At 37.0% G+C, this 14,047-nt stretch carries 12 protein-coding genes; 4 read left to right on the top strand and 8 right to left on the bottom strand.

The genetic code is table 11. The features are described from left to right. Position 1 precedes the first annotated feature (1 nt). A complete protein-coding gene (locus AC6I0I_RS00795; protein ID WP_161832222.1) occupies positions 2 to 931 on the top strand; it encodes a prenyltransferase in 930 nt (309 codons plus the stop codon). A gap of 12 nt (positions 932 to 943) precedes the next feature. Next, positions 944 to 1,786, top strand: a complete 843-nt coding sequence (locus AC6I0I_RS00790) for a substrate-binding domain-containing protein (RefSeq protein ID WP_161832221.1) — start codon at positions 944 to 946, stop codon at positions 1,784 to 1,786. A gap of 17 nt (positions 1,787 to 1,803) precedes the next feature. On the opposite strand, the gene AC6I0I_RS00785 is transcribed toward AC6I0I_RS00790, so the two are convergent. The 4 genes from AC6I0I_RS00785 to AC6I0I_RS00770 all read right to left on the bottom strand — a co-directional run bounded on the left by AC6I0I_RS00785 (position 1,804) and on the right by AC6I0I_RS00770 (position 5,651). Then, positions 1,804 to 2,898, bottom strand: coding sequence for a VanZ family protein (locus AC6I0I_RS00785; RefSeq protein ID WP_262953470.1), 1,095 nt, complete (start codon positions 2,896 to 2,898; stop codon positions 1,804 to 1,806). A 163-nt stretch (positions 2,899 to 3,061) separates the two neighbouring features. Beyond that, positions 3,062 to 3,361, bottom strand: coding sequence for an RNA-binding S4 domain-containing protein (locus AC6I0I_RS00780; protein ID WP_161832219.1), 300 nt, complete (start codon positions 3,359 to 3,361; stop codon positions 3,062 to 3,064). Between the two features lie 36 nt (positions 3,362 to 3,397). After that, the gene (locus tag AC6I0I_RS00775) at positions 3,398 to 4,054 is read right to left on the bottom strand and encodes an SAM-dependent methyltransferase (RefSeq protein WP_161832218.1); all 657 of its coding nucleotides are present in this window, start codon (positions 4,052 to 4,054) and stop codon (positions 3,398 to 3,400) included. 67 nt (positions 4,055 to 4,121) lie between these two features. Next, complete coding sequence (locus AC6I0I_RS00770; RefSeq protein ID WP_338506649.1) at positions 4,122 to 5,651, bottom strand: oligosaccharide flippase family protein; 1,530 nt, start codon at positions 5,649 to 5,651, stop codon at positions 4,122 to 4,124. 354 nt (positions 5,652 to 6,005) lie between these two features. Between AC6I0I_RS00770 and AC6I0I_RS00765 the strand changes: the two genes are divergently transcribed. Together AC6I0I_RS00765 and AC6I0I_RS00760 are read left to right on the top strand one after the other, a co-directional pair. Beyond that, a complete protein-coding gene (locus AC6I0I_RS00765) occupies positions 6,006 to 7,220 on the top strand; it encodes an NAD(P)/FAD-dependent oxidoreductase (protein ID WP_262953469.1) in 1,215 nt (404 codons plus the stop codon). Between the two features lie 1,056 nt (positions 7,221 to 8,276). Beyond that, positions 8,277 to 8,879, top strand: coding sequence for a GNAT family N-acetyltransferase (locus tag AC6I0I_RS00760; RefSeq protein WP_202618768.1), 603 nt, complete (start codon positions 8,277 to 8,279; stop codon positions 8,877 to 8,879). On the opposite strand, the gene AC6I0I_RS00755 is transcribed toward AC6I0I_RS00760, so the two are convergent. The 4 genes from AC6I0I_RS00755 to AC6I0I_RS00740 form a co-directional block, all read right to left on the bottom strand. Next, entirely contained in the window at positions 8,876 to 9,814 is a 939-nt protein-coding gene (locus AC6I0I_RS00755) for a dipeptidase (RefSeq protein WP_262953468.1), read from the bottom strand. The two genes, AC6I0I_RS00760 and AC6I0I_RS00755, sit on opposite strands and share 4 nt — an antisense overlap. A 150-nt stretch (positions 9,815 to 9,964) precedes the next feature. Further along, the gene (locus AC6I0I_RS00750; RefSeq protein WP_262951165.1) at positions 9,965 to 11,794 is read right to left on the bottom strand and encodes an ABC transporter ATP-binding protein; all 1,830 of its coding nucleotides are present in this window, start codon (positions 11,792 to 11,794) and stop codon (positions 9,965 to 9,967) included. A 3-nt stretch (positions 11,795 to 11,797) separates the two neighbouring features. Beyond that, positions 11,798 to 13,522, bottom strand: a complete 1,725-nt coding sequence (locus tag AC6I0I_RS00745) for an ABC transporter ATP-binding protein (protein ID WP_262951166.1) — start codon at positions 13,520 to 13,522, stop codon at positions 11,798 to 11,800. Between the two features lie 17 nt (positions 13,523 to 13,539). After that, positions 13,540 to 13,968: a MarR family winged helix-turn-helix transcriptional regulator gene (locus tag AC6I0I_RS00740; protein WP_262951168.1), complete on the bottom strand. Its 429-nt coding sequence runs from the start codon at positions 13,966 to 13,968 to the stop codon at positions 13,540 to 13,542. Positions 13,969 to 14,047 lie beyond the last annotated feature (79 nt).

The following is a 14,047-nucleotide window of genomic DNA, read 5'->3' as shown; positions in this document are numbered from 1 at the left end:
TATGAAAAGAAAAAATTTTTTACAACGTGCTTATACAGTCATGGAGATTAGGACTGGATTTGCTACGGGACTACCTGTCCTAAGTGGGGGATTATTTGGCGCCTATTTAGCCGGACACTTAAAAATCATCCCGCTTTTGTTAATGTTCGTCACTGGTTTTTGCTTAAATATCGTGGCAAACGTTGCAAACGAAATTCGCGCTTATCTAAAAAGCGAGGAAAACGAAGAGACATTCACTCATCATCTCGGAAGTGAGGGACTTGTGCGAGGAGATGCAACGGTTGTGGATACTTTAATCGTTCTCTTCTTTTTCCTTGGCATCAGTGGACTTTCAGGAATAACCCTCGTCTTCGTGACCAAAAACCTAACGATTTTAATGATTGGGATTTTAAGTGCATTTGCGGCAATTGGTTACTCTCTTGGTCCGAAACCTTATATTATCTATCCCATTGGGGAACTCGTTTCAGGGCTTTTTGTTGGGGCAATTAGTACGTTGATTTCGGCTTACTTACAAACAGATCATCTCAACCTTCCTATTGTTCTTTATTCTGTTATCCCCATGATCATGACGGTGTTTTTAATGTCCACCAATAATACCTCAGACATTGAAAAGGATCGAGGGCACCGTGTAACCTTACCTCATGTTATTGGATTTAGAAATTCAATTAAGCTGATTATTCCAGAAGCCCTTCTTATGTTGATCGCCTGGACGACACTTTATCTCATTGGGGGAATTACTCTACTCATGTTTATCAGTGGAGTTGTGATTTTTTATTACTTTGGATATATTCGTTGGTATAAAGATTATTATCAAATCCAAGCCCCTTACAAAGAGATGGGACGCGAATTTGGTCCAAGACCTTTATTATTGATTTATAGCTTTAATCTTATATTATCCACAGAATTCTTTATTTACCTCATCCAATCTTAAGGAGGACTCATGATGACTATTCATTTAACATTAATCAAAAAAAATCCCCTGACGCTTCAAGTCTTACTTGCTCAAAAATTGGGACTGTTTCAAAAACATCACGTATCAGTCAACTTATCCACAACAGAAGATTTTTTATTTGATGGAAATAATCCTTTCTTCTGTGGAACATCGGATGCGATGGTCGGTGATACAACTTTCTTCTTTTATATGCTTAAACGTGGAAAAGATGCCGTTATCACCTCAGATTTAACACGTACCATCCACTTAGTCGCTGGGCGTCACCCGATTCAAGATCTTTCTCATCTAAAAATTGGGGCTAATCGGGCGGGGCTTCTCCGACTTTTTTTAGAAACAGACTTAAAAGAAATGATTCCTCATGCGAGTATTACATGGATTAATAATTCCTATGAACGACTTGCTGCACTGGATAAAGGAGAAATTGAAGCCCTTGTGGCTATTGATCCCTTTGTCACAGATGTCTTAGAAACAGGTGGAAAAATTTTATGGAGCTTAGCCAATAGCTCACACAACTGGGTCATGTGGGCCTTTGATCGAACCTTTTATGAACAAAATCAAGGGGCTGTGCATAACTTCTATCAGGCATTAGAAGACACAACAAACCTATTTAACCAGGCCTCACCTAATCAACGCATTCAGTGGGCGAAAGACTGTGGATATCCTGAAAAACTAGCCTCTCGATTCGCCACTTTCACCTTTGAACCCTATCACCCTTACGCTGTGGAAGACTTTAACCTTTGTCAAAATTGGATGTATAAAAACAAAGAAATCGACCAATTTTACGATCCTCATCAGTGTATCGTAAATCCATTTAAAAAGCCTGCGTCTTGTTAAAGACGCAGGCTTTTCTTTTAATCAATAAATAATGCATCATATCGTGGACCTTCTTCCCACTCTAAATACCCCGCTTGGAAAGGATAATCTTGACCACGGAATGGGTGAAACTCTATAAATAAACCGTGTGGTAATTCAACCCTTAAAGGGAACTCATAATCTATTTCCAACTGCTTCGCTCTCTCATTATACCCAAAGGCAACAACTCCATACTGAAGCGGCAACTGATATCGATCGCTAAAGCTCATAACCTCCAAGTAGTTCTCTCCTTCTTGAATAGGAACGGTCAGTCCAGCCACCTGATAAAAACGATTAAAACTTGTTTCATGGTAAATACGAAAACTTAATTCCCCCTTCTCCTTAGAAAGAGTCGCATAAAATCCGTCAAATTCTTTTGAGACATTCGCCTGTGCATAAGTTTCTTCAAACGTTTGATAGGAGATTGTCTCCTTCAGAAAAACACCGAGGGCACACGCTAAAAAGACCGCCGCTAAGGCCACGGTTGATTTTAAAAAGGTAGGCATCAGTCTTCCATTTTCCTCGATCTCTAAGCGTGTCAGGTCATCCCACTTTTTAAACCTCTTGAACATGAATACAACAACCGCATAGGCCATCCCCCCAATCACGAAACCTAAAGCGTTCAATAAAATATCATCAACGTCAAAAAAATTCACACTTGTGAGTAGTTGTAATGATTCTATGATTGTCGATAACAAGACTCCATAACTAAATAATCGCCACCATTTGCGAGATGACTTAAACAAGAGGCAACTGAAAAAGCCAAGCGGAACTGTGACAAGCAAATTCCCCACCACGTTATACCACCCATTCTTAAGGGTTATTCCGATCCCCAGGGTTAAATCCCTTGGATCCAAAAGAACCGCACTTATTCCTTTAAAGGGAATAAGATTAGCTTTAGTTAAGGCATACGATAAATCAAATGTAAAGGTGCTCGCCTTCAATAAAGTAAGAAAAATATAGATAAGTAAAAAAAGCATGGCTATAAAAACGACGATTTCCCTCACCCAATGGATAGACCGAGACTTTCTTAAATACCTGATACGTGTTCCAAAAAGGAGACACGCAAACAGAAACAATATCACATAATTCATAAAACCTCTCCCCAATCCTGAGAATTTATATTTTTTAACACCTCCAAATTATAATATATTTTCACATATAACCTCCTAATATTATGTTAAAAATATATAGGATAATAAAAAAGGCCTCTACTTTTTAGTCAAAGTTAGAGGTCTTTTTATGTATAAGAAACTTCTATTCGAAAATTTCGATTCCGGTAATTTCATCTAAAGATGGACGTTCAATTCGTTCTTCGGAGATAATTTCATACATATAAGCGGCATCTTGTTTTTTCGTTGAATCTTTGATATCTGTCACGCGTACTTTTAAAATTTTATTTCCATAATACAGCGTTAATTCATCACCTAATTTAACAGTCGAACTTGATTTGGCGATTTTTCCGTTAATTTCAATACGACCTTTATCCGCTACTTCCTTCGCCAACGTTCGACGTTTCACTAAACGTGAAACTTTTAAATATTTATCTAAACGCATCGTTTACATCTCCTTCTCTTCATTCACCATTAACGACTAATTTTCCTTTTTAGGGGGAACATAAATCGTTGTTAAATTATCTAATTTAAAGTTGTGATCTAATTCGTAAAGCTTCACCCATTTCAGTTCCTGTAAAGAACTTCCCGCTGCCTTCACAATACAAACTTCATATTCGTCATCATAAACTTCCATCAAATCTAATTTTAAGTTAGAGGCTGTTAACTGGTCAAATACCTGTGGAATAATCAGGTGTTGCTTAGGAGCAATCGCTTCATAATCAAAATCTAAGGCATCCATCACTTGTAATCCCTCAATCGGGTCAATGGCAAGTGCCGCAAACATCGGATCTAAGAAACTCTGCCCTCCTAATACAACAGCATCTGCCTCATCCACTAATCGCTTGACTGCATATTCCGCAACACATGGATGACCTGGAGTCGCATAAATCAAATCTCCCTTTTTAGCTTCTTCCTTAATCGTCTCAATAATTTCTTCATAAACAGCCTCAAATGTTTCATGCTTCATATAAACATCATCGAAGGCACGATAAGCAATTTGATTTTCCTCTAAAAAATTAATCATCGGGTGTTCCGCTGTTCTTAAAAATAAAGGTAACCCAGATGTTAACTTTGCCACGACTCCTCGTGTTAGCTGAGAATCATCCCCAGCTCCTAATCCTACAATATAAATCATTGACTACCTCTCCTTCTGTTTAACTTAACACTTCATCTTCTACTAATATTGGTCATAATTCAGACCTTTATTCAATTTCCGTTTGAACCGGCTTCACCTGTGAACGAGCCTTCTTTTTTTTCGCTTTTTGCTTCCGTTTGCGAGAACGTCGTGATGCTGCCTGAGAGGTCATCAAGAAAACCCCCATTAGAACGGCGTAAACTAATACTCCCGCTAAAACCTGAATCACAAGTGAAATCATATTATAAATTCGTACATCGTCTAACCCGGATAAAAGTTTAGGAATTTGTGGTTCAATATACGTTAAAACGAGCCACAATCCCGCTGTAGAAAAGCTAACCTTTAAAAAATTAACGAACGAAGTCTTATACATCATCTTTCTAAACTGGTATAGGTTAATGAGCGCCATCACTCCAAGCGATGCCACCGATGCAATAGCTGTCCCTGATATTCCTAAACTAGTCGTTAACGGCGCTGTTAATGCTACTTTTACTAGCACACCTCCGAGTACCGAAATTAACAACTTCGTATATTGCTCCTCTTGTTGCATAATCGCCATACATAGGAAAATAAACGGATAAAAGAAAACCTGTAAAGTTAACAATCTTAAGGCTTCAATCCCGCTATTATCCTTAAATAGCGCAATATTGAGTTCATCCACCACGTTAAATAAGCCTACACAGGCCGGAACAGATAGTGCAATAACCATAAACAAGGATGTATTAAATACCTTTTTCCGCTCTTTTTCGTCCCTTAATCCTGCCAATTGAGGAACAGTCGAAGAAACAATGGCGCCTGTAAATACGGTTGCTGTCTGTACAATAGGGAGTCCACGATCGAAACTTCCCTTAAGGCCCATCGCCTCTAACGACGGAATCCCACTGTTAACTAAAGAATTAAAAACGAAGAAGCTATCGATTAATTGAAAAATAATCAATATTCCAGCACTTAAAAATAAGTAAATCGACTTCTTTAAAAATCGTGGACGCCGTTTCATTTTTAAAAAGATTTGAGGTTGATCATCCAAATGCTTCACAAATAAATACACAATGGCAAGAAGCGGACCAAATAACCCGCCTAAATAAGCGAAATAAGCTAAGCGATAAATATTCTGTCCTTGGATCATAATCAAAGCGAAAATAATCGCTGCAACCCGAATTAATTGTTCAATCGTCGTCGAATAGGCAACAACTTGAAGTGTATTCGCCCTCGTTTGTGCCACTCCACGCCAATAAGAAATCGTTGGAATTAACAAGAATGCCAATGCAACGACACGCACAATCCACGTTAACTGCATATCCCCCATCGTATAGGCTATCAAATGGCTCCCCAAAAATAATCCTACAAACGAGACAAGCCCAAAAATCCACAATGAATTTTTGATATATCTTTTAATATCCTCACTGTATTGATGAGTCAATAATAACTCTGAAATAATCGTTGGTAATACAACACCATTAAGCGTCGTATAAACCCCGATTAAAGGATAAATCTGTTGAAAGACATAAAGCCCTTCATCACCTGAAATATTTTGATACGGAACTTTATATAACAAACTTAACAACTTTACAAAAAAAGCTGTGATTGTTAAAATCATCGTCCCCTTCATCCAGCCCGATTTCATATCATTTAAGCCCTCCCTAGCTTTCCTTATCAACTTCTTATTATATCATCAAAATGGACTCCTTGAAAAAATGATCACTCATTTTTTGAAAAATATTCCCTTTATTTTTTTATTCCATGCTACAGATTCACCAAATTCTTCATCAATAAATGAACAATTCTAAATTCATTAAAACATCAAACTCTTTTTATTAAACGGTCATTTTTTCCTTTTGATAAAAAGAGGTAAAAAAGATATAATAATAAAGTTGCACAAAAACGTTTAATACAATTTATATTTAGCTTTTTATAGAGGTGATATCACGTGAGAACGATTGGAGATTGTCCAATGTGGACAAAAAATATGGAAAAAAAGAAGACCTATCCTACTTTATCAAAGGATATTAAAACAGAGATCGTGATTGTCGGTGGTGGAATCACAGGTGCACTCACGGCCCATTACTTTATGAAACAAGGCATGAGGTGTGTTTTAGTTGATAAAAGTAACATCGCCACTCATGCAACTTCCGCCTCAACGGCCATTTTAAAATATGAAATTAATCAGGGATTAAAAAATCTCATGTCACAAGTTGGAGAGCAAAATGCCCAACATGCCTTCTTATTTGGATATCAGGCTGTCATGGAAATAAGCCAAATCGTTAAAGAAATTAACAGCTCATGTGATTTCTCATTTAAACCTGCCTTTTTCTACACCGAGGATCCGCGACAAACGGATGCCATGGAACAAGAGTGTACGGCGCGACAAGCGATTGGAATTCACTGTGAATTATTCACACAGGAAAACAATAAAGATGAGTTTAGTTTCAATTTTGAATCAGGTATTTATTCCCACTATGGGGCCGCTATCATGAACCCCGTTCAATTTACCCACGATCTCATCAAATTTAACGTCGACAAAGGATTAGAAGTATTTGAAAATACAACCATTGTGGATTATAATCTATCATCCCATCAAAGCATCCTCACGACAGAAAATGAATTTACTATTACGGCAGATAAAGTTATTATTTGTACAGGAGTCAATGCACTAGAATTTTTCAATCATGAAAAACCATTCTGTCAACTTTATCGTACGTTCTCGATTCTAACAAAACCTGTGGATAATTTTATTGGGTGGAAAGACAGTTGTATCATCCGTAACGATCAAAAACCTTATACCTATGTTCGTCCAACGCTTACTAACGAAATTGTTATTGGGGGAGAAGATTTAGCAATTGATCGCTTAGATGGTGACATCGCCAATATGGGAGATCGTGATCCTCTAGCCCTTCAACACTACCACCAATTATTACGCCGTGTAAGAAAAATGTTCCCACAAATTAATGAAATAAAAACAGCATGCTGGTTCCATGGGTTATTTATCGATACAAAAGATGGCCTCCCATTCATCGGTAAACATCCTGACTATCCAGGGGCCTACTTTAATCTAGGTTACGGATCAAATGGAATCCTCAATGCACTTATTGGAGCCAAACTCATTTCACAAGATGTAGCAGGAAAAAATCCTCGCGAATTAGATATCTTCAAATTTAACCGTTACTAAACCCAAACCCTTTCAAAGGGTGTGAACGAATAAATTCTAAACATATAAGCAAGAGGAATTAGACCATCCCTTAGGTGGTTTAATTCCTCTTCTTTTTGTAGACATAACGTCCCCTGTTTCATCTTCACGACGGATGTTAAGACTATCGATTGGGACAATAGGAGACATTTGTTTAATACACGCCTAGGAACGATAAATTAAAGCACTTGAGGACCCCATTTATAAATATTAACCTCCAATATCTCCTATCAACACCTATAACTTAGAATTCAAAATTCCATTTGGCCAAGGCATATTAGCCCCTCCTTTTATTAATCAAAAAAGTAGAAAAGAAGCGAAATACCCCAAAGAAATCAATACCCCGATGAGGTAGAAAATGTAAACATCTAACATTGATCACCATTAAATGATCGATATATAGGTCACATCCTCCCTACTACACGGTATTAAACCTAAAAAAATCTTTGGTGTCCCTTTTTTCATATTTTTTTCAAAACCGCATACCTTTTAATAACTAGTCATCTAAAAAGGAGGAAGCCGGAAATGGCTAAACAAGCATATAAAAAAAACATTGCCTATAACCGCGCCCGAAGAAGCATGATCGCCATCCTAATTGGGCTCATTGTCCTCTTTGTAATCGGCATCTTTATGTCCTAAAGGATAGAGAAATCGTGCACCTTCTTATTCAAACGTGCGTCTATCTACGATTCCTCTATAGGTTTTAATCCTATTACGAAATAAATAACCATAACAAAAAAGGAGGTACCCCCATGTCCTTGAAGGAAAAAAGTTCCACCGTTAAATTAGAATATTTTTTATACGGATTAATTTTCGGGATCTTTATCGTTCCTAAATTTAAGACAATAGGCTCACATAATGACCCCACTTAAAAAATAGCCCCGTTGCATCTTACAATGGAAATACTTATTACTTTATTAACCATCAAAAAGAGGATTAATTAGAATTAATCCTCTTTTTTGTGCTATCATATAAACAAACTGATAGCGTCTAGACAATCCGCTACTTTACCTCTATTTTATTGAAAGGATAGATTCAATGATTAAACTCGAAACCAAACATTTAATTCTCTACCCATTAACGGCGCAAAGGATTAAGGACATTTTAAATGATGAGCCCCTTGAATATTCTACAAAAATTTGGTTAACACCTGATAATACAACTCTATTAACGTGGATGCTTGAAGAGCTTTACGCATTTATGCCGCCTAAATTAGGCTTTACCTCTTGGATATTTATCGAAAAATCGTCCAATGAAGTAATTGGAGATGGAGGCTATAAAGGAAATCCAGACGATTCAGGACAAGTTGAAATCGGCTATGAAATTATTGAGTCCAAACGTAAATTAGGATATGCCACAGAAGCCATAGACGCACTTCTAAATTGGGCATTAACCCAACAAGAAATTAAAACAATTATCGCCAAATGTCACTATGAAAACCTCCCTTCTCAAGGATTACTAGATAAAATGGGATTTCAATTCATTGGCGAAGAAGATGAAATGGATATTTATCAAATTAAGCTTGAAAATTCTGCTTTAACTCATATCAAGCAGTATCTAATAAAATGTACCCTACTATCCGGAGGGATTGCCCTTCTAACCCTCCTTATCAAAAAAATTCGAAAAAAAACACTTGATTAATCAAGTGTTTTTTCATCATCCCTTAATATATAATTAATAACTCGCTTAGCATTCACATGGGTGATTCCGTCAATATCCATACTACTATATCCGCGATTGATCAACTCATCAATGACTAAGCTAGCAGATGCGGCACTTTGACAGTCAATTAAGTTTGCCTCTCCTGCATTCAGATAATTCATAAAATCAAACCCAAGCGAAATATGACGTGTTCCTACTAGATCCCTTAAATAATCAATATGATTCACCAGTGATGCAACATCCGGCTTTAAAGGATTTGTAAACTTCGACACTGCTGTTACCCCAATAACCCCGTCAACAATGGCAATTTCTTTAATTTGTTCATCTGTTAAATTTCGTGGGTGTGGCTCTAGCGAATAACAATTTGAATGGGACGCAATGACTGGTGCTGTCGTCACAGATAAAATATCTTCAAACGTTTGAACATTAGCATGGGATACATCAATCACCATCCCTAACTCATTCATTTTTTTTACTAACTCACATCCAAGACGTGTTAATCCCGCTTCTTCTTCACTTCCAACACCCGTCGCGAATTGATTTTGTTCATTCCATGTTAACATGGCATGGCGAAAACCCTTATTATAAAGTTCAACGATATGATTAATATCCCTAATGCTCGCTAATCCTTCTAACCCTAAAATAACATTAACCTTATGGTCTGCCCAATCACTCTTAGTTGTCACGACTTGAACATTTTCTGAACCTTGTAATTCATCTATAATGTATTGAATAGCCTGGTCAAAATCAGTAAGTAACTCGTTGTTGATATCCGTATAATACGTCCAAATTCCTCCGGTAACATTTCCCTCTAACAATTCAGGGATATGATAATTCTCAACAACACCACGCTCTCCCTTGAGACGGTGTTTCACAATATTGTACAAAATGTCAGTGTGCGTATCGAAAATCAAAGGTCAACCCCTCCTTATAAACGCAATTGAACCTTCTAATCACTATTAATTATATATTATCTAGACTAAAAAAAAAGCAACTATTATCACACTTTTTCCGACAAAATAACCAAAAGGTCTATGAAACTAAATTTCATAGACCTTTCTTCACTAAGCCTCTTCCTCTTCTTGATTAAATTGACTATTATATAAATCCGCGTAAAAACCATTTTGCTTCATTAAAGACTCATGATTTCCAGTCTCAATGACATCTCCATCTTTCATCACTAGGATAACATCCGCCTCACGGATTGTCGACAAACGATGGGCAATCACAAAACTTGTACGCCCCTTCATAAGGGTCTTCATAGCAGTTTGAATTTGCAGCTCTGTTCGTGTATCGACACTACTTGTTGCCTCATCTAGAATCATAATTTCTGGATCAGCAAGTAGGGCACGAGCAATTGTTAATAACTGTTTTTGTCCCTGAGAAATGTTCGATACCTCTTCGTTTAAAATAGTATCATAACCATCTGGTAAAACACGAATAAAGTGATCCGCATGGGCCGCCTTTGCAGCCGCTACAATTTCCTCCTCTGTAGCGTTCTCTCGACCATACGCAATATTATCTCGGATTGTTCCATTGAAAAGCCAAGTATCTTGCAGTACCATTCCGAACTTTTTACGTAAGGCTGCTCGGGTCATGTTCGTAATATCTACCCCATCAACTAAAATTCGTCCACCGTTCAATTCATAAAAACGTAAGAGTAAGTTAACTAGGGTCGTTTTTCCTGCCCCAGTTGGTCCAACAATTGCCACCATTTGCCCCGGCTCTGCCTTAATATTCATATCATTGATTAAAATACGATCTTCTCGATAACCAAACTTAACATGTTCAAACTCTACTGCCCCTAAGTCCTCTTTTGGACACTGAGGCGTTGTTGGATCAGGAATAACTTCTGATTCATCTAACAATTCAAAAACACGTTCTGCAGATGCGACAGTTGATTGAATAATATTTGAAATCTGTGCAATTTGAGCAATAGGTTGGGTAAATTGACGATTGTACTGGATAAAGGCCTGAATATCTCCGACGGTAATTCTTCCTTTTGTAACAAGGACACCTCCGATAACAGCCACTAAAACATATCCTAAATTTCCAATAAAGCTAATAATCGGCATCACTAACCCTGATAAAAATTGAGCTCTCCATCCGACGTTGTATAAGCGGTCATTAATTTCCTCAAATTCATGGATTGCCTGATGTTCATGACCAAATGCCTTTACAACATTATGCCCTGTATACATTTCTTCAATATGTCCATTTAAATCTCCAAGTTCCTTCTGTTGACCAATGAAATACTTTTGTGAACGTTTAATCACTAGCATCATTAAAACACCTGATAAAGGAATAACAATAATTGAAACAACAGTTAACAACGGACTAATAGTTAACATCATAAATAATACACCAATGACCGTTGTCACCGATGTGATAACTTGTGTAATAGACTGTTGTAAAGTCCCACTAATATTATCGACGTCATTCGTAAATCGACTTAATAACTCACCATTCGTATGCGAATCAAAAAACTTTAAGGGTAAACGGGCCAGTTTTTCATCAATATCCCGTCGCAAATCATAAACCACTTTTTGGGAAATACCAGCCATTATAAATTGTTGTAAATAGTTAAAGGCTGCGCTTAGCACATATAATCCAATTAAGATTAAAATTATTTTAAAAATATAAGAAAAATCAATTGGTAATGGCGAAACATTGCCACCAACCATTTCTAAAATGGGGCGCATTAATTCATCCGTAATCTTTGCCATGATTTTTGGAGAAACAATTGAAAAAACAACACTCATAATTGCCGCTACAAAAACGATGACCAAACCTACACGATATGGTTTTAAATATTTTCCTAAACGAAGTAATGACCCTTTAAAATCTTTTGCTTTTGCTCCACCCGGTTTTGGGCCTCCCATAGGTCCTGCCATAAATTATTCCTCCTCCCCTTTTTTAAGTTGTGATTCAACAATCTGTTGATAAATTTCGTTTGTTTTTAATAACTCTTCGTGAGTTCCCATCCCTACGATGCGTCCCTCATCCATAACTAAAATGCGTGTTGCATCCATAACCGTGCTGACGCGTTGGGCAACGATAATCACTGTAGAGTTTTTCGTTTCCTCTCGTAAAGCTTCACGTAATTTAGCATCTGTTTTAAAATCCAGTGCTGAAAAGCTATCATCGAATAAATAAATCTCTGGTTTACGAACAACTGCCCTTGCTATTGATAGTCGTTGTTTTTGTCCACCTGAAACATTTGTTCCACCTTGAGATATTTGAGATTCTATTCCTTCTTTCATTTTTGAAACGAAATCTGTTGCCTGGGCAATATCCAAAGCATGACAGATTTCTTCATCTGTTGCATCTTCTTTCCCGTATAAAATATTATCTCGAATAGTCCCTGTAAACAGCATAGCTTTTTGAGGAACATATCCAATTTTAGAACGAAGTTCTTCATCATTCATCTGACGAACGTCTATCCCATCGACTAATACCTCTCCCTCGGCAGCGTCATAAAAACGAGGGATCATGTTTAAAATTGAAGATTTTCCAGAACCTGTCCCCCCAATAATTGCTGTTATTTCTCCGGGACGAGCTGAAAAGGAAATATTCGAAATAGCATATTCTTCTGCCCCTTCATATCCAAAAGAGACATTTTTAAACTCAACATATCCTTTTAATTGTGGTTGCTTAGCGTGAGTAGGACTAACAATAGATGGGTCCATCTCAAGCACCTCATTAATACGAACAGCTGATGCTTGTGCACGTGGAATTAATACAAACATCATTGTTAACATCAATAATGAAAACATAATTTGAGTTAAATATTGGATAAAGGCCATTAGATCTCCAACCATTAAATCTCCACTATCAATACGAATTCCACCAAACCAAATAACAGCAATGATTGAAAGGTTTAAAATAAGCATCATTAATGGCATTAATGCCCCCATTAAACGATTGGCTATTGTAGCAATTCGAGAGACTTCTAAACTCGCCTCATTGAAACGCTCCTGTTCCTGAGAGACTTTATTAAATACTCGAATAACACGGATTCCTGTTAGATTTTCACGAACGACTAAATTCAATCTATCAATTCGCTTTTGCATCTTTTTAAACATTGGCATTGTAAATCGAGCAATAATAATAATCGTAATGATAATAATAGGGATGACAACGAAAATAACCTTTGACAACTCAATATCCTTATTAACTGCCCGAATAAGCGCCCCAACAATCATCAATGGGGCACTTAACATCATTCGCATCATCATAATTACAACAAGTTGAACCTGATTAATATCATTTGTTGTTCGTGTAATTAAAGATGCTGTTCCAAATTCGTTAACCTCGGCTAGTGAAAATGATTCAACTTTAGTAAACACCTTTTGACGTAAATCTCGGCTAAATCCCATACCAATTTTAGCTGTTAAATAACTTGTTAAAATGGTACACCCCGTTCCTAATAGGGCAACAAGTAACATAATTCCACCGCGGCCTAAAATATAAGGGATATCCCCTTGAACAATTCCTGTATTAACAATTTCCGACATTAAATCGGGTAATTCTAAATCTGTCATCGTTGAGACAAAGACAAGAACTAAAACACATGCTATTAGGGCTGCATACGGTTTTAATCCCCTAAATAATTTCAACATCTCTAACTCCTCCTCCTTTAATCTTGTAGATTCTCTAATAACTTTCTAAAAATGAATTTAGCTTGGTCGATTTCATCTTTAGAAAAATTTCCAAATGCACGAAAATTAAGTTCACGGAAAATTTCATTCACAACTTTGGCCTGTTCAATCCCACTCTCAGTTAAACAAACATACGTTACTCGTTGATCCGTTAAACTACGTTGACGCTCAATCAGCCCATCTCGCTCCATTCTTTTTAGCATGGCGCTAATCGTCGCCGGGGTCACATTTAGCTTATTTGCTAACTCAACCTGAGTCGCCTGATGACACTGCGATAACACATGAATAATCCCTGGTTGTGATGGACATAAGCCTTCCTCCTCTAAAACCCGTTTAACGATCGATAAATGACTTCTTATTAAATGACCAAATATCTTAGCTACATCATTAATCTCTTGATTATCCACATTATCACCTCTTATTAGCTAAATAAATCTTACCTTACTCTTCATAGTTAGTCAACTAACTATTAGCTAACTAATCATT

The organism is Turicibacter sp. St.80E1 (genome assembly GCF_059728495.1).
The sequence above is the reverse complement of the archived record's forward strand: the minus strand, read 5'-3'. Positions and strand labels throughout refer to the sequence as shown.